Annotated in this window: 22 protein-coding genes; 12 read left to right on the top strand and 10 right to left on the bottom strand. The window is 49.3% G+C overall.

The window, feature by feature from the left end:
* Positions 1 to 139: 139 nt before the first annotated feature.
* The 3 genes from LBCZ_RS11135 to LBCZ_RS11125 all read right to left on the bottom strand — a co-directional run bounded on the left by LBCZ_RS11135 (position 140) and on the right by LBCZ_RS11125 (position 1564).
* Positions 140 to 472 carry an ArsR/SmtB family transcription factor gene (locus LBCZ_RS11135; RefSeq protein ID WP_025012866.1) on the bottom strand — a complete coding sequence of 111 codons (333 nt, stop codon included), beginning with the start codon at positions 470 to 472 and terminating at the stop codon, positions 140 to 142.
* A gap of 138 nt (positions 473 to 610) precedes the next feature.
* Entirely contained in the window at positions 611 to 1240 is a 630-nt protein-coding gene (locus tag LBCZ_RS11130) for a cation efflux transmembrane domain-containing protein (RefSeq protein WP_039639992.1), read from the bottom strand.
* Positions 1241 to 1363: 123 nt separating this feature from the next.
* Positions 1364 to 1564 carry a hypothetical protein gene (locus LBCZ_RS11125; RefSeq protein WP_010492431.1) on the bottom strand — a complete coding sequence of 67 codons (201 nt, stop codon included), beginning with the start codon at positions 1562 to 1564 and terminating at the stop codon, positions 1364 to 1366.
* Between the two features lie 132 nt (positions 1565 to 1696).
* On the opposite strand from LBCZ_RS11125, the gene LBCZ_RS11120 reads away from it, so the two are divergent.
* From LBCZ_RS11120 to LBCZ_RS11110, 3 genes are all read left to right on the top strand, one after another.
* Entirely contained in the window at positions 1697 to 3226 is a 1530-nt protein-coding gene (locus tag LBCZ_RS11120) for a multicopper oxidase family protein (RefSeq protein WP_039639994.1), read from the top strand.
* A 35-nt stretch (positions 3227 to 3261) separates the two neighbouring features.
* Positions 3262 to 4632, top strand: coding sequence for an MFS transporter (locus LBCZ_RS11115; RefSeq protein ID WP_025012867.1), 1371 nt, complete (start codon positions 3262 to 3264; stop codon positions 4630 to 4632).
* Positions 4633 to 4891: 259 nt separating this feature from the next.
* Positions 4892 to 5944 (top strand): IS30 family transposase, encoded by a 1053-nt coding sequence (locus LBCZ_RS11110; protein WP_010620018.1) that lies wholly within the window; start codon positions 4892 to 4894, stop codon positions 5942 to 5944.
* Between the two features lie 199 nt (positions 5945 to 6143).
* On the opposite strand, the gene LBCZ_RS11105 is transcribed toward LBCZ_RS11110, so the two are convergent.
* Together LBCZ_RS11105 and LBCZ_RS11100 are read right to left on the bottom strand one after the other, a co-directional pair.
* Complete coding sequence (locus LBCZ_RS11105; RefSeq protein WP_010492426.1) at positions 6144 to 6509, bottom strand: hypothetical protein; 366 nt, start codon at positions 6507 to 6509, stop codon at positions 6144 to 6146.
* Between the two features lie 288 nt (positions 6510 to 6797).
* Entirely contained in the window at positions 6798 to 9515 is a 2718-nt protein-coding gene (locus LBCZ_RS11100) for an HAD-IC family P-type ATPase (RefSeq protein ID WP_039639996.1), read from the bottom strand.
* 689 nt (positions 9516 to 10204) lie between these two features.
* Here LBCZ_RS11100 and LBCZ_RS11095 point away from each other — a divergent pair.
* The 4 genes from LBCZ_RS11095 to LBCZ_RS11075 all read left to right on the top strand — a co-directional run bounded on the left by LBCZ_RS11095 (position 10205) and on the right by LBCZ_RS11075 (position 14808).
* A complete protein-coding gene (locus LBCZ_RS11095; protein WP_025013716.1) occupies positions 10205 to 11812 on the top strand; it encodes an Nramp family divalent metal transporter in 1608 nt (535 codons plus the stop codon).
* A gap of 344 nt (positions 11813 to 12156) precedes the next feature.
* On the top strand, positions 12157 to 12912 hold the full coding sequence (locus LBCZ_RS11085) for a hypothetical protein (RefSeq protein ID WP_025013717.1): 756 nt from the start codon (positions 12157 to 12159) through the stop codon (positions 12910 to 12912).
* Between the two features lie 150 nt (positions 12913 to 13062).
* Positions 13063 to 14439, top strand: coding sequence for a class II fumarate hydratase (locus LBCZ_RS11080; RefSeq protein WP_025013718.1), 1377 nt, complete (start codon positions 13063 to 13065; stop codon positions 14437 to 14439).
* Between the two features lie 51 nt (positions 14440 to 14490).
* Complete coding sequence (locus LBCZ_RS11075; protein WP_025013719.1) at positions 14491 to 14808, top strand: SHOCT domain-containing protein; 318 nt, start codon at positions 14491 to 14493, stop codon at positions 14806 to 14808.
* A gap of 11 nt (positions 14809 to 14819) precedes the next feature.
* On the opposite strand, the gene LBCZ_RS11070 is transcribed toward LBCZ_RS11075, so the two are convergent.
* Positions 14820 to 15965 carry an NADH-dependent flavin oxidoreductase gene (locus LBCZ_RS11070; RefSeq protein WP_025013720.1) on the bottom strand — a complete coding sequence of 382 codons (1146 nt, stop codon included), beginning with the start codon at positions 15963 to 15965 and terminating at the stop codon, positions 14820 to 14822.
* A gap of 34 nt (positions 15966 to 15999) precedes the next feature.
* Positions 16000 to 16731, bottom strand: a complete 732-nt coding sequence (locus LBCZ_RS11065) for an SDR family oxidoreductase (protein WP_039639998.1) — start codon at positions 16729 to 16731, stop codon at positions 16000 to 16002.
* A 214-nt stretch (positions 16732 to 16945) separates the two neighbouring features.
* On the opposite strand from LBCZ_RS11065, the gene LBCZ_RS11060 reads away from it, so the two are divergent.
* Complete coding sequence (locus LBCZ_RS11060) at positions 16946 to 17899, top strand: aldo/keto reductase (protein WP_025013721.1); 954 nt, start codon at positions 16946 to 16948, stop codon at positions 17897 to 17899.
* Positions 17900 to 18107: 208 nt separating this feature from the next.
* On the opposite strand, the gene LBCZ_RS11055 is transcribed toward LBCZ_RS11060, so the two are convergent.
* Both LBCZ_RS11055 and LBCZ_RS11050 read right to left on the bottom strand, forming a co-directional pair.
* Positions 18108 to 19160 (bottom strand): IS30 family transposase, encoded by a 1053-nt coding sequence (locus LBCZ_RS11055; protein ID WP_010620018.1) that lies wholly within the window; start codon positions 19158 to 19160, stop codon positions 18108 to 18110.
* A gap of 210 nt (positions 19161 to 19370) precedes the next feature.
* Positions 19371 to 20423, bottom strand: a complete 1053-nt coding sequence (locus LBCZ_RS11050) for an IS30 family transposase (protein ID WP_080769614.1) — start codon at positions 20421 to 20423, stop codon at positions 19371 to 19373.
* Between the two features lie 241 nt (positions 20424 to 20664).
* Here LBCZ_RS11050 and LBCZ_RS11045 point away from each other — a divergent pair, with 241 nt between their 5' ends.
* The 4 genes from LBCZ_RS11045 (at position 20665) to LBCZ_RS11025 (ending at position 21943) form a co-directional block, all read left to right on the top strand.
* Positions 20665 to 20862, top strand: a complete 198-nt coding sequence (locus tag LBCZ_RS11045; protein ID WP_025013939.1) for a hypothetical protein — start codon at positions 20665 to 20667, stop codon at positions 20860 to 20862.
* A 28-nt stretch (positions 20863 to 20890) separates the two neighbouring features.
* Positions 20891 to 21052 carry a hypothetical protein gene (locus LBCZ_RS11040; protein WP_032959198.1) on the top strand — a complete coding sequence of 54 codons (162 nt, stop codon included), beginning with the start codon at positions 20891 to 20893 and terminating at the stop codon, positions 21050 to 21052.
* A gap of 119 nt (positions 21053 to 21171) precedes the next feature.
* Complete coding sequence (locus tag LBCZ_RS11035) at positions 21172 to 21393, top strand: Blp family class II bacteriocin (protein WP_025013937.1); 222 nt, start codon at positions 21172 to 21174, stop codon at positions 21391 to 21393.
* 265 nt (positions 21394 to 21658) lie between these two features.
* On the top strand, positions 21659 to 21943 hold the full coding sequence (locus LBCZ_RS11025; protein WP_025013935.1) for a hypothetical protein: 285 nt from the start codon (positions 21659 to 21661) through the stop codon (positions 21941 to 21943).
* Positions 21944 to 22123: 180 nt separating this feature from the next.
* Here the strand turns inward: LBCZ_RS11025 and LBCZ_RS11020 are convergent, their stop codons facing one another.
* Positions 22124 to 22930 (bottom strand): response regulator transcription factor, encoded by an 807-nt coding sequence (locus LBCZ_RS11020; RefSeq protein WP_025013934.1) that lies wholly within the window; start codon positions 22928 to 22930, stop codon positions 22124 to 22126.

Raw genomic sequence — 22930 nt, 5'->3', positions numbered from 1 at the left:
ACAGAGACATGCTCATGTGTGAAGTCGGCTAGTAATTGGCCGGATTCGCATCAAAAACAGCGCTGCTCGCGGATTTTCGTAAAGGAATCTGCGGGTGGCGCTGTTTAGTTGGCATAAGGGGGCCTTGCTACGCGTGTTGTTACTCACCATGTCGTTTACCACGGGCGACGTGGTCGGCGTGGGCGAGCATGGCGTCGATCACCGTGATAATGTGAGGATCGTCCAAGCGGTAGTAATTCGCCTTGCCCACTCGCTTGGCGCTGACCAGCTGATGCTTACGCAGGAGTGCCAGCTGATGGGAGACAACCGATTGTTCGAGCCCCAATAAGTCGCCGAGCTTGCTGACGTTGAGTTCCCGCTGTTCGAGTAACTTCAACATCTGTAGTCGGATCGGGTTGCTCAGCAGCTTAAAAATGCGTTCGGCTTCAGCAAGCTTAGCTGATTCGACTAATTTTAACGAGTTGGCAGTCATAAATGTCATCGCTCTTTTCTGAAATGGGTTTGGCGGATTGTTTTTTGAATATAAAACGACCTTAAAGCAAGATGTCTTAACATTCAAGGCATGTTACTTTAAGGTCATTTTGATTCGAGGTGGTAATGAACCATGAATTCAATCACGGTCTAATCCCGTTTGTAGGCTTTCCCAACCTTCACTCGCAACAAAGTAAACCAGAATCAAGGCAGCCACTGAATCAGCCCACCACCAATTAAGCAGCCAGGTTAACAAACTGCCAAGCAAAACCGTAGCGGCCATATACGCACAGGTGATGTTGCACATGCCGTCTTCGACTAATGCTGCAGAAGCCAGCTTTTGGCCAAGATGGCGTTTTTTCAACGTCAGAATCGGCATCAACAACACAGAGGCAATGGCAATTCCAATCCCGCTAAAGCTGCTTTCGGCCGCAGCATGGGTCACAAGGTTGAAGCCGGAAACACCGATCACATAAAGACTCAGCAGTAGCAAAACGCTGCCGACCACAAGACTCGAGCGCCGTTCAGCCTCGGCTACAACGGCTGCGGGTGCGCCGCTGTTTTCTTTTTTAAGTCGCCAGATTAAGGTTGCTCCTGAAATGATTTCAAGAAAACTATCTAGCCCAAACGCGATTAATAGAATCGAACCGGCTTGAAGACCTGACCATAAACCGATGATGAATTCAAAAGCCATCCAAGCCGTCGAGAAGTATTCAACCCGAAGGGCTGCGGTCATATCATGCTTTTTCGTAATGGAAAGTGGCTGCATGCTCATCCCCCCTGGTTCATCTTGATTGCTAACACATGATGCATTTAACATATGTATGTGTCAACATATATAACTGATTGAGGGGTTCATCGATGGTCGAAATCGGACAGCTGGTTGGGCACATTAATGTTGCGGAGCGTGGCCTTGATGATGCGTTTCGCGGTCAGCGTGATAGGCTGAGATTAACCCCGAGATGGCATCAAGCGACATGATAATACCCATTAACCACATCGCAGCCATGTTGTGCATGGTAGCAATTAGCACCAGCAACACGACATTGAGGGCCAGCATGAACCAGCCCATTGACTTTGACATTGTTTGCATGTTCATTTCCTCCTTTTTCAAAAAAGTTCCCCAAACGGCGCTGATGGATACGCGCCTAGTTTAGATTAATTCTAAATTGTATTTATGGCAACCCTAAAAAGTGCTAAAATTCAAATTAAGGGGGGACCGATGATGAAAACCTATACCGACTATTTCTTTGATGAGCCGGCGTTTGACTTGCATGATGGCGGCTATGTGCCGCTTGAGGTAAGCGATGCGCCAGCCAAACCCTTGAACGTACCGCCTTTGTTGAAGCCTGACAAAGAGACGGCAACTGATGTTTATTACACAGTCACGGCAGAAGCGGGTGAGACGCAACTGCTGCCGGGACCCAAGACCAAAACTTGGGGATACAATGCCAGCTTGTTGGGGCAGACCATTGTTTATCGTCGTGGTCAGCACGTTCACGTGACGTTGAAAAATGCGTTGCCTGAAGTAACAACGTTTCATTGGCATGGGGCCGATGTGAGTGGCCCTTATGTGGACGGCGGCTGTCACGCGCCGGTTTATCCTGGTGAAAGTAAGCAAATTGATTTCACGCTGGATCAACCGGCTACGACGCTGTGGCTGCACGCCCATCCGTGCCCGGAAACGGCGGAGCAGGTATGGCATGGACTAGCGGCGATGGTCATTGTCAAAGATGACCATGAGGAGCGTCTGCCATTGCCACGGAATTATGGCGTGGATGACATTCCGGTCATTTTGCAGGATCGGCGCTTTCATGAGAACAATCAGTGGGATTACCGCGCTGATTATGATCCTGATGGGATTGCCGGCCCGACTGTTATGATCAACGGGACAGTTAATCCTTATTTTGACGTCACGACGCAAAAAGTTCGGTTACGCTTTTTGAACGGTGCCAATCGTCGTGAATGGCGTCTGCATTTTTCCGATGATCTGCCATTTACCCAGATTGGCGGGGATGGTTCATTATTGCCTGAGCCAGTTTCATTGACCCATTTGATGATGACCTGTGCTGAACGGGATGAAGTCATCGTTGATTTTGGTCAGTATCATGAAGGCGACGAGGTGACTCTGTTCACGGATGACGTGCCAATCTTAAAGTTCCGGATTCATGCATTTGAGCCGGATCACACCCAGTTGCCGGATAAGTTATTCACCGTGAATGCGCTGGCAGTGGATCCTGCTTTGCCAATTCGGCATGTGGTCATGCAGGGCATGGATGAAAGTGTCGCCATTGACGGCAAGAAATTTGAAATGCAGCGAATTGACGCTACTCAACCGATTGGCAAGGCCCAGTATTGGGATGTCACTAACAGCAATGAGGCACCGGGTATGGTTCACCCGTTCCATGTGCATGGCACACAATTTTTGGTTCTGTCACGTAACGGTCACGCACCTTATCCGAATGAGCATGGCTACAAAGATACCATTGGCGTTAACCCAGGTGAAACGGTTCGGCTACTGGTTCGGTTTGATTTGCCCGGCGTTTACATGTATCACTGCCACATCCTCGAGCATGAAGATGGCGGCATGATGGCGCAAATCGAAACGTTTGATCCGAATAAGCCAAAACAGGAATATAAGTTGATGGACATGGATACGTTGATGAAGGCGTTGGCAAAAGAGCGCGGCGTCAAGCCATCTGAATTATGGATGGGCGGTATGCAGTCCTATGAAAAAATGGGCATGAAAATGTGAGGCTCCAACCATACTAAATAGAAATCGATGATGTTATGAGTGTTTCAACGATAAGACATCGCGGTGCGTTTGTGGCAACTTTGCTGACAGGAACGTTCTCGATGTCAATTTCGCAGTCTTCTTTGAGTACCGCGTATCCGGCGTTTATGAAGGCATTTGGCCTAGGCGCGGATACGGTCGCGTGGCTGACAACCGGTTTTATGCTGGTGATGACGTTAATGATTCCGGTTAGCCCGTGGCTTTTGCATAACGTTCCGTTTCAACGGTTATTTCAGGCGATTGAACTGATTTTTGCGATCGGGACCGGGCTATGTATCTGGGCGCCGAATTTTACCGTTTTGATGATCGGGCGGTTGCTTGAGGCAGTTGCTGTCGGGATAATTTTCCCCAGTTTCCAGACCGTCTTGCTAACGATTACGCCGCATTCGGAGCGTGGCAAAGTGATGGGCACCGCCGGCTTGGTAATGGGCTCAGCGTTGGCAGTCGGTCCGATTATTTCCGGCGTCTTGTTGACGTGGTTCCCGTGGCAGGCACTGTTTTTGTTCTTCCTGATCGTGTCACTGTTGGTACTGGCAGTTTCGACGGTGACGATTGCTTCGGTGATGCCGATGGCGCCAACCCGATTGGACTGGGTTTCGTTTATTTTGTCTGCTAGTTTTCCAATCCTGTTGTACGCTTTGAGCGCTTGGTCAAAACAAGGCTTACATGCCGGAGTTGTTGGCCTGTTGATTCTAGGCGTTTTAGCGGCAGGCATTTTCGTGGTCCGACAGTTAAACCGGCAGCCACCGATGCTGCAAATGCGCGTGTTTGCGACCGGAATGTTTACCAAAGCGGTGTTCTTAACCGGCATTTCCTATATCGGGTTAATTGTCACGACGATTCTAATGCCGCTGTATTTTCAGACGCTGTTAGGTTTGTCGCCACTGGTTTCGGGACTGTCCTTGGTTCCGGCAGCGGTTTTACTGAGTCTGCTTAACCCGGTTAGCGGTCGGCTACTTGATCGCTTTGGGCCGCGCCTGGTTGCGATGATCGGGATGGTTCTGATTACCGGCGGCTTTGGCTTGCTGGCTATTTTTGCCCACCACCTACCGTTAATCGGCGCTATCGTGCTGGCGATGGCGACGGAAGCCGGTAATGCGTTTGTGATGATGCCATCAGTGACAGCTGGTGCAAACGCCTTGCCGAATGACTTGGTGGCGGATGGCACCGCCGTCACCACGACCGCCCGGCAACTGTTCGGTTCGGCGGGCGTCATGTTTGCAACGGTTCTTCTGTCTAACATGCAAACCGCGCTGCACAGCAATGCTGGCGGGTTCGTTGTCACCTTTGCTGTCTTTGCCGGTGTGGGACTCATCGGCTTGTTACTGGCGTTGACGTTGCCGAAAACGGTCGCAAAAGCGCAATAAGACGACAAAGACGGCTTCCTTTCACGAGGGTAACATCCCTGCGCAAGAAGGCCGTCTTTACGTATTGTAGAACCTAGATTTAAAAACATTTTCATACCTGTATGAACAAAACGCCGCCTAACCCGAAAAAGTTAGGCCGCGCATTTTAGAATCAAGTTAGCCACTGTCTCAAAATTTTTTGGACAATAAAAAACATCAAGAACAGATATCCTGTATCATTGAAGTTCCTACACAAACAATGGAAGAGGATATTGTCTTGATGCAGAAACAGGATAGCACACACCGCCAAAAAGGTCAGCACTTAACATCACTCGAGCGCGGAAAAGTGGCCGGATTCCGCCAAGCTGGGAAGTCCAATCGTTGGATTGCTGCTGAAATTGGCGTCTGCCCGCAGACCATTAATAATGAAATCAAGCGAGGTACAGTAGATCAGGTCAAGAAGAGTAATGGCAAGCGCGTCTACCATCGACAATACCTGCCAGAGGCTGCTCAGGCACGTTACGAGACTGCACGCTTGAGCTGCCATCGTCCTGACAAGTTCGCCAGCGTACAGGTCTTCTTAGCCTGGTACGTACAGCGAGCTAAGCAGGACAAATGGTCGCCGGATGCTTCAATCGGCTATGCCAAGCGACACAAGCTGTTTACTCCTGAAGAGCTTGTTTGTGCCTCGACTTTGTACCAGTACATTGACGACCAACGCCTAGAGATTCGAAATATCGACCTGTTGGAGAAGACTAAGCGGAAGACCTCTCACCAGCACCACACCAAGGCTAAGCGCCTGGCTGGCCGCAGTATCGAGGAACGGCCTAAGGTCGTTGAACGACGCAGGCAGTTCGGTCACTGGGAGATGGATACCATTGTCGGTAAACGCAATGGCAAGGAGAGCGTCATCTTGACTCTGATTGAGCGCAAGACCCGTTGCCAACTTCTCCGCTTGATCGAAGGACGAGATGCAGACTCTGTGAGCTATGCATTGCGTGGAATCAAGCGCGAATGGGGAGCTTGCATCAAGACCATCACAGCCGACAACGGACCCGAGTTCACCGCCTTAAATACTGCTTTTGCTGGGACGGAAACTGAGATCTTCTACGCCCATCCTTACACGTCCTGCGACCGTGGCACCAACGAGGCACATAACCGGATGATCCGCCAGGACTTCCCTAAGGGCATGTCCCTAGATGACATTAGCCCTAGTCAAGTGCAGGCCACGCAAGACCGCTTGAATCAGTTGCCTCGCAAACAACAGGGCTACTGCACACCCCAGCAAAACTTTGAGGCCGAAGCTCGGCGCGTTCGCCGCATGGCCCAGTAGTCTCTCTAGCGCCACAACTTCTATTTGATAACGGCCTGTTCTGGGATTGTCCTTCAACGACTGGCTAACTTGTTCTTGCAATTTACGAAAAAAGTTAGGCGGTGTTTTGTTGCAACTAAGCTGCTTGACTTAATGACTTAGCCGCAGTGATCAGGAGAGAAGCCGTGATGCGACTAGGAAAGGAGGTAACGCGGTTGCTTCAGTCAACAAAAACCAACTCGATTTCCGCGTCGGCCGGTTTAATGTTGACTGACAAATGACGGTTGAGGTCGGCAACCAGTTTGCGTGCAAATGCCATTTTTTCATCGAAATCAGTCATATGCGAGGTGAAAGGAACGCTTTGATAATCGAAATTTTCCCCGATGAACGCTGGGTCAGTCACATAACGCAAATTATTTTGGTCATGCCGGCTGCCTGGCCTTAAAACGGTATCCAAATACTGATACAAAATCGTTGGCTCGTAGTTCAGCGGTTTATCAAGGGTCGTGGTAATCTTATAGCCACTTGCTTCACCAGCAAATTCTTCGTTAATTTGGACTTGCGTGAGACCTTGGTACAATTTCAAAACGATCAGCTCCTCTTCTTTTCACCTACAGTATACCAGCTGTATTTTTATTTAAAAGACCGAATTTAGGATTGCCTGAAATATTTTTTGGTGACACGATGCGGATGTGCTCAACCTCGTCACTGGTACTGAAAAGAAAAAAGCGCTCAAAAAACCCGCTAAGTCGGGGGATAAGGAACCAACTTGTCGGGTTTTCTGAATACGCATAAGGTTTGTTAGGGAAGCCTTACTTATATTATTACCATTGTTATCGCAAAAAGAAAAGAAAAAGTTTAGGTCAACCGAACATTATTCATTGGTTTTGGAAACAGAAGGAAAGGCACCGTGGCCATGTAGCCGGTCCCAACGGATGCGAATGATTTTGTCAATTTCCGTGACGATCAGGATGATAGACCCGGCCGCAACTGCCAACCCCCATTCGCGCCAAGACATAGGTGCGGTCTGGAAAATATCCTGCATAAACGGTACGTAAGTCAAGAAGCATTGGAGAGCCAACATGACCGCGATGATGACAAACGCCATAGGGTTACTGAAGAAGTTCTTGGAAAGCGCCAAGGTGTTTGTGCGGATGTTGAAGAGGTAAAAGATTTTACCCAAGACAATCATGTTGACCATCATGGTGCTGGCAGTTACGCGGTCGGTCAAATGGTTGGCAGTCAACCAATCAAACGCCCACAGTCCGATACCGGCGATCATCATGGCGACATACGCAATCTGGAAAACATCGTGCTTGTGCATCATCGAAGCATTCTTCTTTCGCGGCGGACGATCCATCGTGCCGGCTTCGGCGGGTTCGAAGATGAAGACAAATTGGATGGTAATCGCGCTGACCATGTTAATCCACAATAGTTGGCTGGCACGCAAAGGCATGGCTTGTTGCGTCAGAATGGTGAACACGATCACCAAGCCTTCCGCAAACGATGTCGGCAGCAGGAACAGAATACTTTTCTTGATATTTTGGTAAATACGGCGGCCTTGGGCAATCGCCGTTTCCATGCGGGCAAAGCGATCGTCGGTCAGAACCATGTCGGCCGCATCTTTGGCGACATCGGTTCCGGATTGGCCCATAGCAACGCCGACATCGGACTTTTTAAGAGCCGGTGCATCATTGACGCCGTCGCCAACCATGGCAGTGACGTTGCCGGCATCCTGTAAGGCGGTCACAATCGTTAGTTTATCTTTTGGCGTGGTTCGCGCAAAAACATCGGTGTCCAGAATGGCCCGTTGCCGTTGGTCATCTGATAGTGCGGCTAACTGGGCGCCGGTGATGGCTTTCGGAGAATCGGCCATGTCCAGTTTCTGTGCAATTGCCAGCGCAGTTTCTGGATGATCACCGGTAATCATTTTGACTTTAACGCCCGCGCGCCGCATTTGTTTGATCGCGGAGGTGACCGATTCACGCGGCGGATCAATGATCGCGGTGAGCCCCAGAAAATCAAGCCCTTGTTCTAAAAGAGCCGGAGTGATCTCGGTGGTGTCAGGCTCGACGATGCTTTCGGCTACGGCAATCACGCGCTGGCCTTGAACACTGAATTGACTGGTTAACTTTAAATAATAGTCGGTGTCGAAATCCGGATGAGCAGTTACCACTAAGGGCAGTAGCCTCTCCGGCGATCCTTTGACGAATAAGCGGGTTTTCCCGTCAGCACACTTTGCCAACTTGGCCATATAGCGATTGTTGGAATCAAACGGCATTAAATCGCGTTCGGTGTTGTCCGGATCCTTTTTAAAGACTTTGTAATAGGCAGTGAGAAAAGCGCCATCAGTGGGCTCGCCGTTGATCACATACCGGCCGTCTTCTTGATGCAGCTCGGTGTCGTTCGCTTCAAAACCGGCCGTCAGCAAAGCAATTAAATCTGGATGGGCGGTTGGCTCAATCGGTTTGCCTGCAAGGGTAAAGGTTCCTTTCGGCGTGTAACCCGAACCGCTGACCTCATAGGTGGCCTTTGGCGTGACAATGGTGGTAATGGTCATTTCGTTTTTGGTCAGCGTGCCGGTCTTATCGGTACAGATGACATCAACGGAACCCAAAGTCTCGGCGGCTGGTAAGGTTTTGACGATGACGTGCTGCTTTTTGGCCATGTTGGAAACGCCCATAGCCAAGATGACGGAGGTGGTGGCCGGCAAGCCTTCTGGCATCGAGCCGACGACCATCGTGACAATGGCGAGTGCCAATACAGGCAGACTGTACTTGCCGATGATCAGGCCAAAAATGAAGAGCAGAACCGCCGCGGCGATGATCGCATATGAAATGCCTTTCCCGATGCCATCAATTTCACGCATCATCGGGGAGCGGCCCTTTCGAACATCGGAGACGGCTTGGGAAATTTTACCGAATTCCGTGTCGTGGCCAGTGGCGACCACGATCCCGATGCCGCTACCACCTGCAACGGCTGTCGAAGCAAAAGCCATATTGCTTTGATCGGCAAGCGGCGTATCAGCCGGCAGCGTGGCAGTGGTCTTAATGACAGAATTAGCCTCACCGGTCAAGACGGCTTCTTGAATGGTGAGGTTGTCGATATCAACGAGGCGCAAGTCGGCAGGTACATTGTCGCCGGCTTCTAAGAACACAACATCGCCAACCACTAAATCCGCACTGGGGATGTCGAGACGCTCACCGTCCCGATAGACAGTGGCTTCAGGCGCCAGCATTTTTTTGATTTTCTCAAGCGAGTCGCTGGCGTTGCTTTCCTGATAGTAGCCGATGATCGCGTTGACGATAATCACCAAAACAATGACTGAAGTATCGGTGACATCACCAATAATCGTGGTCAAAATTGCGGCAATCATCAGAATATAAATGATCAGGTTGTTAAACTGTCGCAGAAAAATCAGCCATTTTGGCGTCGGATGCGATTCAATGGCGTTCGGGCCATTAACTTTTAAACGTTCAGCGGCCTCAGCTTTGGAGAGACCGTGGTCAAGGGATGGGACCTGCAACTGCTGCTGCAGATCCTTGATACTGTGCGCCGTGGCGGGCGGTTGCGCGTCAGGAACTTCTTCCATACGTAATTCCTCATTTCGTGATATAAATTTTCTGTTACTATCCTTATCATATGGGATGCCTAAACCTGATGCAATAAATTTGTATAACTGATTTAATACGCAGGAAAATTTTCACATTTTCCAAGTTTTAAAAAAAGGTCATGATGAAACTGAAAAAAGTTTTCTGAAAGCAAGCTGGACAAAAAAAACTGCGAAATGCCCATGAGCCGGCATTCTTGCACCAGCATTATTAAATTAACTAATCACAATTTGTTCACTGAAAATACAAATTATTTTCATGAAACGGTTGACGATATCAGCTTCAAGGCATATTCTATTAGAGGATTAAGTTAGGGAGACCTAAAAGGCCTTGTTCCCCAGGGACTTAACTTTTTTCAGAGCGTGAACTGGGCCGGTTAGAAACCGGAGCATAAGTGGCCTCGACCGTAATGGCTGGGCTTTGGCCATTACGGTCGAGGTCCTTATGCGGAGGTTTCTGGCCCAGTGAACGCGTTTTAAAGAAGAGAGCGTGAACTGGCGCGGTTAGAAGCTGGAGTGTAAGTGTCCTCAACCGCAATGACCCGGGGCTTAGGCCATCGCGACCAAGGCTCTTACACGGAGGTTTCTACACCAGTAAACGCGTCTACAAAAAGCACTTACCGGCGCAATCTCCTGCACCAGCAAGCGACTTCAACAGGGGGAGACATATTGTGAGTGATGATAACAAGAAGAAACATTCCATGAAGCTCATCCAATACGCGAATGGGCCATCATTGGAAGAAATTAACGGTACTGTCGAGGTACCGCACGGGAAAGGCTTTTGGCGCACGCTATTTGCTTATTCCGGGCCAGGGGCGCTGGTTGCCGTTGGTTACATGGATCCAGGTAATTGGTCCACTTCCATTACCGGGGGACAAAACTTCCAGTACCTATTGATTTCCGTTATCCTAATGTCAAGTTTGATTGCGATGTTGCTGCAATACATGGCAGCTAAACTTGGCATTGTGAGTCAAATGGATCTTGCCCAGGCGATTCGGGCAAGAACATCGAAGACATTAGGGATTGTCTTATGGATTCTGACAGAGTTAGCGATCATGGCGACTGATATTGCTGAAGTTATCGGTGCCGCCATCGCGCTTTATCTTTTGTTCCACATTCCGCTAGTCATTTCGGTACTGATCACGGTGCTTGATGTCTTGGTATTACTGTTACTGACCAAGATCGGGTTCCGCAAAATCGAAGCCATTGTTGTTGCACTTATTCTTGTCATCCTGTTCGTGTTCATCTATCAAGTTGCCTTATCGGATCCGAACATGGGGGCACTGCTAAAAGGTTTCATTCCGACAAGCAAAACTTTCGCCAACTCACCTTCAGTGAATGGCATGAGTCCAATTCAAGGGGCGTTGGGCATTATTGGTGCGACGGTTATGCCGCATAACCTGTATCTGCATAGCGCGATTTCCCAGACACGGAAAATCGATCACCACGACCCAGATGATGTGGCCCAAGCGGTTAAGTTCTCCGCATGGGATTCCAATATCCAGTTATCATTTGCGTTCGTTGTTAACTGCTTGCTGCTGGTCATGGGGGTTGCGGTCTTCAAGAGTGGCGCGGTTAAAGACCCTTCCTTCTTCGGTTTGTTTGAAGCATTGTCAGATTCCTCAACCCTTAGCAATGGGGTTCTGATTGCCGTTGCCAAGTCCGGTATTTTGTCCATCCTGTTTGCGGTTGCACTGTTGGCATCAGGTCAAAATTCAACCATTACCGGTACGTTAACTGGGCAGGTTATCATGGAAGGCTTCATTCACATGAAGATGCCGTTGTGGGCACGCCGTCTGGTTACCCGGATTATCTCCGTCATTCCGGTTATTGTCTGCGTTATGTTGACTGCCAGAGAAACACCGATTCAGCAACATGAGGCGCTGAACACATTGATGAATAACTCGCAGGTCTTCTTGGCCTTCGCGCTACCGTTCTCAATGTTGCCACTGTTAATGTTTACCAATAGTAAGGTCGAAATGGGAGATCGGTTTAAGAACACCGGCTGGGTCAAAGTGCTTGGCTGGATCTCCGTTCTCGGCTTGACCTATCTGAACCTTAAAGGCCTACCAGATTCAATCGCCGGGTTCTTCGGGGACCATCCAACGGCTGCACAAACTGCCATTGCGAACGACATCGCGTATGCGTTAATTGTTGCGGTGCTTGCGTTGCTAGCCTGGACTGTCTGGGATCTCTATAAAGGTAACAAGCGCTACGAAGCGCATCTGGAAGCTGTAGCCGATGCAAAAGAGGCGAAAGCAAGTAATGACGTACAATAATCTCGTTGCATCTTTGGTGATGAGTTGCGATGGAATTGAAGAGTCAGTAGGTTACGATCCGTGGCTATTTGCTATTCTCGGATTGGAACATACGCGAACCCAAGTCCCTTCGCATGAACGTACTTGACTGACCCGATAACGGAACTTGGTAGTCATGGTTAAAGCCCGGCCATCTCGTCCAAGCTCCGCACACTCCGAATTCTAATCGGGTGAGTGGACACGGTGACATCAAAAGATCGTTGAGATAGTTGTTAAGCATTGTTGTATATTCAAAAAGCCGCCTTGATCAGCTCAACGTGATCAGGGCGGCTTTTTGAATGATGCAGGATGAAAGTGGGGATGGAATGGAATCGTCGAAAGAATTAGGGAATGATGTTGAAACAGACAAAGGGACAGCCATGTTGTCGCAACACGCAACGGATTTGCTGATTGGGTTGATGTATGCTGATCATCTCGACGTGGAAAGTAGTCACGAACAGCGCACGATTTTTCGCGGTGGCAAGGATTTCTTTGCCACCTTTGCGCCACTGACAGCGATCAAAAATCGTACGACCTTAAAAAGAGCACGGTGGGAACTTCAGGCTTGTGGGGCATTGCTTTCGGATCAACAACAAACTCACAAGCACTACCACTTAGCGCAAACGCCTTGGCAGATTTTTAAGCAATTTAACAGCATCATGGCGTCGCCGGTGCGGGCCAGCCGAACCTATGATGCTGGCACGTTTGCCGAATTATTGAAGCTTAGCGGCGTTGATCGCAAGAATTTTCCGCTTCATACAGAAGGTGTGGTCATGTTGCAAGCCGCAACATTCGGCAGTGACCAGCCGCTCATTTACGCCGTTTCGCAATTAGCTTATGACCGCCTGTTGAAAGCCGAATTAGCGCTCAAAATTGCGGGTTCGATGCCGGATCATCCTGATCGCCGCTTGGTCAGCATCCAAACCTGGTCAACCGACCCAGCCTTGGTCAGCCGCTGGTTGCACGCCGGAATGCCAACGCCGCAAGCTGATCCGCTTCACTATTACTTATCGGTTTTATCCTCGTCTTCCGTTGAATTGAAAAAAGATGCCGCCCAGCTCGTTGCGGCACTATTACACTGAAATTATTTAGAAAAGTACGCCTGAAGTTTGGAAAAATCATCTTCTGCGGCGTACTTTTTTGCTTCCTAGGGTTCGCTTGGCTGGTGGATCGTGTAAAATAAGACTATCAATCTGGCGACAGGCATGGTAACGCCGCAGACGGGGGCAAGGATGACAAAGACACGTACCGAATCAGATACATTAGGACCAGTTGAAATTCCGGAGACTGCATTGTGGGGGCCGCAAACCGAGCGCAGCCGGCACAATTTTCAGGCAGGGCCGCTGATGCCGCTGGCGGTAATCAAAGCGTTGCTGCAAATCAAAAAAGCGGCAGCGCGCGCCAATGTGGCAGCCGACGTTTTGCCTGCGCCTAAGGGTCAACTCATTACCCGCGCGGTGGATACGCTACTGGCCTTGCCGGATAGCCAGTTACGCCAGGACTTTCCGTTGCACGTTTACCAAACCGGTTCCGGCACGCAGACGAATATGAATGTGAATGAGGTCGTCAGTCACCAGGCGGCGAAACTCAATCCTGATTTGCCGATTTTGCCTAACGACGATGTGAATCGCAGCCAAAGTTCGAATGACACCTTTCCAACGGCCATGAACATCACGGCCGCAGTAGCTGTCAATGAATTACTGGTGGCGGTGGCAGAATTGCACACGGCTTTACAAACTAAGGCAACCGAATATGCCAAGACAGTTAAAATCGGTCGCACCCACCTGCAAGACGCAACGCCAATGACGTTTGGTCAGGAAGTCAGTGGGTGGGCGGCCATGCTTGCTCATGATCAGGCGGCAATCAAGCAACTCCAGCCGGCACTTTTTCGGTTAGCCATTGGCGGCACCGCAGTGGGGACCGGACTAAATGCAGCGCCAAACTTCGGGCAAATCGTTGCTGGCCGGTTGAGCGATGTTTATGGGTTGCCATTGACCGCTCAAACCAATAAATTCGCGGCTTTGGCGGCGCATTCCGAAATCAGTCTGGTTCATGGCGGTATTAGAACCTTGGCTGCTGATCTATTGAAAATTGCTAACGACATTCGGTTTCTGGCCAGTGGTCCGCGTGCAGGCTATGGGGAGCTGACCATTCCGGCCAATGAACCTGGCAGCTCGATCATGCCAGGCAAGGTGAATCCAACCCAGGCCGAGGCGTTGACCATGGCGGCTGTGCGCGTGTTGGGCAACGACACCACCATTGCCGTTGCGGCTTCCCAAGGTAACTTTGAACTGAATGTTTATAAACCGGTGATCATCAGCACCTTCCTTGAATCAACCACGCTGCTCACCCAAACCGTGTCGAGTTTTACGACCAAGCTGGTAGATTCGCTAACCGTGAATGCGCCACGGATGAAAGCACTGGTTGCGCACTCGCTGATGACAGTAACGGCCCTCGCGCCGCACATTGGGTATGAAAAAAGCGCTGAAATTTCGCAACTGGCAGAACGCGAAGGAACCGATCTCAAAACTGCCGCGCTTAAATCCGGTTATGTCACCAGCGCCCAGTTTGACGATTGGGTGGATCCCGCAAAAATGACCGGTATCTGATCCGCATCATGACGATTGCAACGATTACTAGCGGCACATATGGAGGACAATATGAAAAATCAAAAAATGGGTTGCGCAGGCCTTTTTGCCATTCTGGTCGTCATCGCCATTCTGATTCAATTTTGGTACATTGTTTTGGCCATCGTTGTTTTAGGCGTCGCGCTTTACTCGTACTACCACCGCAAGCAGCAGGAAGCGGCAGCCCAGGCAGCCAAAACGGCTCAGGAACAAGCGGATGAGCAGGCAACGATCGCTAAGCTGAAAGCGTATAAGGACCTGCTCGACACTGGGGCGATTACGCAAGACGAATACAACAAGAAAAAAGCCGAGCTATTACGGCTCGACTCGCATGATGAACTTAAATTTTAAATTGCAACGGCTTAACGGTCGTCAGCTAGTGCGGTAGTCAAAGGAACACCCTTGGCGCCGCCGGAAATACTTTCGATGAAGTCAAGGAAAGTCGGGGCAATCCCTAACTCATCAAGATCTTCGGGGGCGATCTGGTAACGGATCGCCTTTTCGTCGTGGGTTAACACTTTTTGAACCCAATGTGGCTCGCGGATCAGCTCGTGGCCGATAGCGACAAGGTCAAATGCCTGCGCAGCTTTTTCGGTATCAGCAGGGGTTTTGACATCGCCGACCACGATGATCGGGAAGGCACCGGCAACGTGATCCCGAATTACTTCGTTCACAATTGCCGGGTTATTCGGTTGCCGCAGCGAAGTTCGCCAGACATCGGATTGTGAAACATGCAGATAATCAATCTTGGTGGTTTTCAAGGCGTCAATAAGGGCGAGCGTATCATCCAACGTAATGCCCGGCTCTTCCAATTCCTCAGGTGAAATCCGGTAGCCCAGCAAAAATGGCCGATCAGCGGTTGCCGCAATCACTTTTTCGGCTTCATGAACAACAGCCAACGGGAAGCGCATCCGCTTGTCCCGATTGCCGCCCCATTCATCGGTTCGCCGGTTAGAGTGCGGGGAAAAGAATTGCTGAATCAGATACGTGTTGGCACCATGCAATTCCACGCCATCAAATCCGGCGAGAATCGCGCGCCGCACCGCCTGACCAAAATCATGAATCGTTGCTTCGATCTCGGCAGTCGTGAGTGCGCGCGGGGGTTCATAACCGGGACGCGGGGCGGCGACGGCACGGGCGCTGACCGGCTGTTCACCGCGCAAAATCTTGCTGCTGCTCATGCGACCGGCACTGAAAATCTGCAGAATCGCCTTGGTGCCACCGGTTTTCATGGCAGCCGCCAGTTTACTGAGACCGGGAATGAACCGATCGTCCGCAACGCTTAATTCGCCTTCAAAGCCTTTACCCAGTGGATTAACATTGGCAGTTCCGGTAATAAAAAGCCCGACGCCGCCAGCACGCTCTTGGTAATAGCGAATTTCATCGCTGGTGACTATGCCATCTTCAAAAGATAAACGTGTGGTCATCGGCGGGATCACAACCCGATTTTTCAACTGGATTGCTTGATGTTTAAAAGTGAATGGTTTCAAAAAAGAATACTCTGACATGTGAAACTCCTTTTGCAAAAGACAATGGCACGGGTTAACGCTGTTGGGTAACCGGACGCATCAGAACTTCGTTAACAGCAACGTTGGCCGGCTGATCAATGGCGTATAAGACCGCTTTGGCGACATCGGTTGGACTGAGGCCGTTATTCTTTTCGTCGGACTCGACTGCTTCGCGTCGTTTGGGGTCACTGATGGTGCTGAACAGCTCGGTGTTAACAGCACCTGGGGAGATCATCGTGGTTTTGATATGGTTGGCAGCCTGTTCTTGCCGCAAGCCATCCATAATTGCCTGAATGGCCCACTTGGTTCCGGAATAAACTGCGGTGCCGGGATGAACGATGTGGCCGGCAACCGAATCAGTCGTAATAATCTGCCCGCTATGCTGAGCGATCATATGTGGCAAGACGGCGGCGATCCCGTAAAGGACGCCTTTGATGTTGACGTCGATCATCCGCTCCCATTCGTTGACCTTCAACTCAGAAAGTTCCGACAGCGGCATGAGGCCGGCGTTGTTATACAGCACATCAACGTGGCCGAAGGTGTTAATGGCCAAATCAACTAAGGCTTTAACTTGTTGCTGATCGGTGACATCGGTTGCTTGATAATGAACCTGATCGCCAAAAGGCTTAGCCAATTCGGCGAGCCGCTCCGTGCGCCGTGCCCCAATCACCAATTTGGCACCGGCTTGCGCCAATACTTGCGTGGTCGCGGCACCAATGCCGCTGGATGCACCGGTAATAACAACGACTTTATCTTTAACAGTCATGAAATTAACCTCCTAATAAGGAACTTTTGCTGATAAAAAATAAGTGACTATATATTTAAATTACCGCGCGAAAAAGATGATGACAAGTCGTTATATTGAAATTCTAATAATGGCTTGACCTCAAGTGGACTTTAGGGGCTAAACTAGAGGCGGTTACGGTTGTGATAGATGATATCACGATGGTTAAGTTTGCATTGAAAGGGGTTTTTAAGACATGAAACAAGTGCGATTAGGCGGTTCTAACTGGCAGGCTTCAAGCGTGGCACTGGGCATCATGCGCATGAATGTACTTTCGCCGGAAAAAGCTGCGATCGTTTTAGACAGTGCGTATAATGACGGCATTAACTTTATTGATTCCGCGGATATTTATGGTCAAGGCAAGTCGGAAGAAGTTTTCGGTGAAGCCTTGAAGCAATCCGGTGTTAACCGCGATCAACTCTATATTCAGTCGAAGATCGGTATCGTGGTTGACCCAGATCGTTCACACGGCAGTCTTGTTTTTGGACGGCGCTATGACTTTTCAAAGGAACACTTGCTGGGCGCAGTTGATAAGATCTTGGAGCGCCTGCAAATCGACTATCTCGATTCAGTGTTATTGCACCGGCCGGATCCATTAATGGAAGTGGACGATGTCGCGGCGGCATTTGACGAGTTGCAGCAAAGCGGCAAAGTTCGTCATTTCGGCGTTTCAAACTTTAATCCCGAGCAAATTGCCTTGCTACAAAGCGGCATTCACCAGCATCTATTAATCGATCAAGTGCAATTCTCGGTCGCCCATACTGGTATGGTCAATGCAGGCATGCACACGAACATGGAAGACGACCGGTCCATCGACCATGATGGCAGTCTGTTGCCTTATCTCCAGCGCAAACAAATGACCTTGCAGGCATGGTCACCGTTCCAATACGGGATGTTTGAGGGTACCTTCATCGACAGTCCGAAGTTCAAGGATCTGAACGATGAGCTGCAAAAAGTCGCCGAGCACTATCACACTAATAAAAATGCCATCGCCGTTGCTTGGCTCTTGCGCCATCCAGTCGGTGTCCAGGTTATCCTCGGCTCCATGAACCCTGAGCATATTAAGGAAAGTGCAGCCGGCGCGGACATCACGCTGACGCGGCAAGAGTGGTACAACATTTACTTTGCGGCAGGCAATGATTTGCCGTAAACATCAGCTAGCGTGTTAAGGCACGCAAATAAAGCATTTTAATTTTATGTGGCTCGTTAAAAAGTCCGACAAGATTTGACTAAATGTCAAAATCTTGTCGGACTTTTTGGTTCGTTGGGATCCGTAAATTGCAAGAACAAGTTAGCCAGTCGTTGAGGACAATCCCAGAACAGGCCGTTATCAAATAGAAGTTGTGGCGCTAGAGAGACTACTGGGCCATGCGGCGAACGCGCCGAGCTTCGGCCTCAAAGTTTTGCTGGGGTGTGCAGTAGCCCTGTTGTTTGCGAGGCAACTGATTCAAGCGGTCTTGCGTGGCCTGCACTTGACTAGGGCTAATGTCATCTAGGGACATGCCCTTAGGGAAGTCCTGGCGGATCATCCGGTTATGTGCCTCGTTGGTGCCACGGTCGCAGGACGTGTAAGGATGGGCGTAGAAGATCTCAGTTTCCGTCCCAGCAAAAGCAGTATTTAAGGCGGTGAACTCGGGTCCGTTGTCGGCTGTGATGGTCTTGATGCAAGCTCCCCATTCGCGCTTGATTCCACGCAATGCATAGCTCACAGAGTCTGCATCTCGTCCTTCGATCAAGCGGAGAAGTTGGCAACGGGTCTTGCGCTCAATCAGAGTCAAGATGACGCTCTCCTTGCCATTGCGTTTACCGACAATGGTATCCATCTCCCAGTGACCGAACTGCCTGCGTCGTTCAACGACCTTAGGCCGTTCCTCGATACTGCGGCCAGCCAGGCGCTTAGCCTTGGTGTGGTGCTGGTGAGAGGTCTTCCGCTTAGTCTTCTCCAACAGGTCGATATTTCGAATCTCTAGGCGTTGGTCGTCAATGTACTGGTACAAAGTCGAGGCACAAACAAGCTCTTCAGGAGTAAACAGCTTGTGTCGCTTGGCATAGCCGATTGAAGCATCCGGCGACCATTTGTCCTGCTTAGCTCGCTGTACGTACCAGGCTAAGAAGACCTGTACGCTGGCGAACTTGTCAGGACGATGACAGCTCAAGCGTGCAGTCTCGTAACGTGCCTGAGCAGCCTCTGGCAGGTATTGTCGATGGTAGACGCGCTTGCCATTACTCTTCTTGACCTGATCTACTGTACCTCGCTTGATTTCATTATTAATGGTCTGCGGGCAGACGCCAATTTCAGCAGCAATCCAACGATTGGACTTCCCAGCTTGGCGGAATCCGGCCACTTTTCCGCGCTCGAGTGATGTTAAGTGCTGACCTTTTTGGCGGTGTGTGCTATCCTGTTTCTGCATCAAGACAATATCCTCTTCCATTGTTTGTGTAGGAACTTCAATGATACAGGATATCTGTTCTTGATGTTTTTTATTGTCCAAAAAATTTTGAGACAGTGGCTAACTTGATTCTAAAATGCGCGATCGTAAATTGCAAGAACAAGTTAGCCAGTCGTTGAGGACAATCCCAGAACAGGCCGTTATCAAATAGAAGTTGTGGCGCTAGAGAGACTACTGGGCCATGCGGCGAACGCGCCGAGCTTCGGCCTCAAAGTTTTGCTGGGGTGTGCAGTAGCCCTGTTGTTTGCGAGGCAACTGATTCGAGCGGTCTTGCGTGGCCTGCACTTGACTAGGGCTAATGTCATCTAAGGACATGCCCTTAGGGAAGTCCTGGCGGATCATCCGGTTATGTGCCTCGTTGGTGCCACGGTCGCAGGACGTGTAAGGATGGGCGTAGAAGATCTCAGTTTCCGTCCCAGCAAAAGCAGTATTTAAGGCGGTGAACTCGGGTCCGTTGTCGGCTGTGATGGTCTTGATGCAAGCTCCCCATTCGCGCTTGATTCCACGCAATGCATAGCTCACAGAGTCTGCATCTCGTCCTTCGATCAAGCGGAGAAGTTGGCAACGGGTCTTGCGCTCAATCAGAGTCAAGATGACGCTCTCCTTGCCATTGCGTTTACCGACAATGGTATCCATCTCCCAGTGACCGAACTGCCTGCGTCGTTCAACGACCTTAGGCCGTTCCTCGATACTGCGGCCAGCCAGGCGCTTAGCCTTGGTGTGGTGCTGGTGAGAGGTCTTCCGCTTAGTCTTCTCCAACAGGTCGATATTTCGAATCTCTAGGCGTTGGTCGTCAATGTACTGGTACAAAGTCGAGGCACAAACAAGCTCTTCAGGAGTAAACAGCTTGTGTCGCTTGGCATAGCCGATTGAAGCATCCGGCGACCATTTGTCCTGCTTAGCTCGCTGTACGTACCAGGCTAAGAAGACCTGTACGCTGGCGAACTTGTCAGGACGATGGCAGCTCAAGCGTGCAGTCTCGTAACGTGCCTGAGCAGCCTCTGGCAGGTATTGTCGATGGTAGACGCGCTTGCCATTACTCTTCTTGACCTGATCTACTGTACCTCGCTTGATTTCATTATTAATGGTCTGCGGGCAGACGCCAATTTCAGCAGCAATCCAACGATTGGACTTCCCAGCTTGGTGGAATCCGGCCACTTTTCCGCGCTCGAGTGATGTTAAGTGCTGACCTTTTTGGCGGTGTGTGCTATCCTGTTTCTGCATCAAGACAATATCCTCTTCCATTGTTTGTGTAGGAACTTCAATGATACAGGATATCTGTTCTTGATGTTTTTTATTGTCCAAAAAATTTTGAGACAGTGGCTAACTTGATTCTAAAATGCGCGGTTTAAAATTAATTAATCAGATGAACTCAAGCCTATCGTATATTGTGTTTAGGGAAGCTAGCACCCTAAAAGTTTAAATATATCGGCTGTGAACAAGTCGAAGAAATGGAGGAAACGCCATGCAACAATTCGTGACGTTGGATGATAGCCGCCTGGAACGGATCAGTGGTGGCGGTACTGATAATTTTTGGACTTACATCGGCATGGGACTGGGAGCAATTGCACGAAGCTGGGCTCAAGGTGGTTTTGCAACACCCGCAATGAGCCTTGGCATCGATGTTCTCAATGAGCTCAAACGAAAAGAAAACTTGCCATAGGGATTAGTCAAAAGAAAGGATGAGCGTCATGACCAATTTAAAAGATTCCGAACTTTGCCAGATTACAGGTGGCTTCTTACCATTCGCGATTCCGGTAGCAACGATTCTAGGCATTCTGGCGACAGATGCATTTAATCATGCCGACCAGCTGATTGACGGTTTTAAACAAGGCTGGGAGAGGCCGTGGTAATGCTATTCGGAAAGACAGGTTGGCGGTCGTTAAAAACGTTTAACGATTTTTGCTGACAACACCTATGATCTATCAAAACCAAATGATTTTACTAAAAGGCTTGTAAAGGAGTAATAGTTATGAAAAATGTACAATTATTGGCTAACGCTGATTTAGCAAAAATTGCAGGTGGTAGTCGTCTAGGAACATGTGGCTATGGTACTGCAGGGGCAGGAGCTGTTGGATTTCTTTCCGGTGCATCTCTTGGGTCTCTCTTAGGTCCTGCGGGTACTATCGCAGGAGCAATTATCGGAGGAATCGGAAGTGAATTCGCTTATATGGGAGAAAATGGCTGTATTTGATCATAGGCGACTTAAACAACCGCTCTCTATGTGGATAGTCCAGCTTTGTTTGTTCATACTATTATGGATCATTTCTGATGATGCGATTTGGCAAGTGTATGCGATTATCCTCATTGCAATTCTATCCAATTCGTACGATTTTTTGAGAAAACTGTTCACAATGACAAGAGCGTATGATCGACAACGAAACAACAAGGAATGACCATATTTAAAAGTTTGTTTATAAAGGCAGAAGAATCACGCAACTGCGGGTAGGAGCAGAAAAATGCCATCTAAAGATGAGATAATTGTTGCAATGGAGAAGCTAGCCATTAAGTTGAGTATGTGTCATAAAAACTCTGAAACAGCACTGTTTGTTGACCGAGAATTAGAAGTGTTGAAAACGTGCGATGGTCTTGCATTCCACAACAAGCTCCAATACTTCTTTAACACCGCACCGGTTATCAAATTGTCTGACAGTATTTCTTTCAGTGAGTCAGAAAAAACATTTTGGGATGCTGTCTTTGAGTACAAACAATTAGGCAACTATGATTGGATCGCAAGTGAATGAGCGGCTGTTGTATTCCTTAATATGCTTTTTCAGCTGTTCTTTGAATCAGCGACCAATAGCCCGAGAATCGGCGAAAAGTCAGCTCAATCGACAAGCTTTCTAAAGGCCCAGATATTCCTTCGAAAACGGAAGAATTTCTGGGCCTTTTTTGCACTTGCCGCGAGGGTGACGGGCGTTTTTTTAAGCGTCATCCGCCAGATTGTTAGCCTCAGCATGTGAACGATTAGCCGCTGCCATGAGTTTACGTAAAGCTGAAACTTTACGAATGCTGACGTCAAGCTTATCCTGATTATCCATGTAAACAAACCGACCAGAGGCGTTCAATTTGTGAACGTGAAGGGGGTTAAGCAGGAAACTTCGATGGCATCGAAATAAGGTTGGATATCGAGTTGAAACTTCCTTTAAGTTCCCTGGGAAAGTCGTGGTTTCATGTTTAGCGTGCAATTCGAGCGTGCTAGGTGTACCGAGCACGGTTTGAATGTACAGCACGTCGTCTAGCGGAAGTGAAAAGAGATTGGCTCCGATCTGGTAGCTGAATAGCCGTGGAGATTCGAGTTGACGTGACCGTAATCGCTTTATCCCTTGAACAAGATTGGTACGCAGCCGCGTTTCAACTTCTGCAGGCACGCTTTTATCCACTAAGTCTAAAGGTAGAATCTTCTGGGATAGAATGGCAAGTGCTTGTTCGGTGTGGCTGGTAATGAACATGATGTCTGCATATAGCGAATGTTTCCGGACAATGTTGGCAATATCAATACCATTGATAGAGGATCCGGGAATATCAATGGCCAGCAGAAAGAAGCTGTCATTAATTTGCTGCAGATCAATGGCGTTTAACAGATCCGTAGCAGATTGGGTAGCAATTTTAATTTCCGCATGCAATTCTTCAATCATAATGTAGTTTCTGAGCGTTTTTTCGATGAACCTCAGGAAGGTAGCATCGTCTTCCAAGATGAAGATTTTCAAGGTCGTACGGTTAGTGATCAT

This window comes from Lacticaseibacillus casei DSM 20011 = JCM 1134 = ATCC 393 (assembly GCF_000829055.1).
Classification (GTDB): Bacteria; Bacillota; Bacilli; order Lactobacillales; family Lactobacillaceae; genus Lacticaseibacillus; species Lacticaseibacillus casei.
Note: the sequence above shows the minus strand (reverse complement) of the source record. Positions and strands in the feature narration are given on the sequence as shown.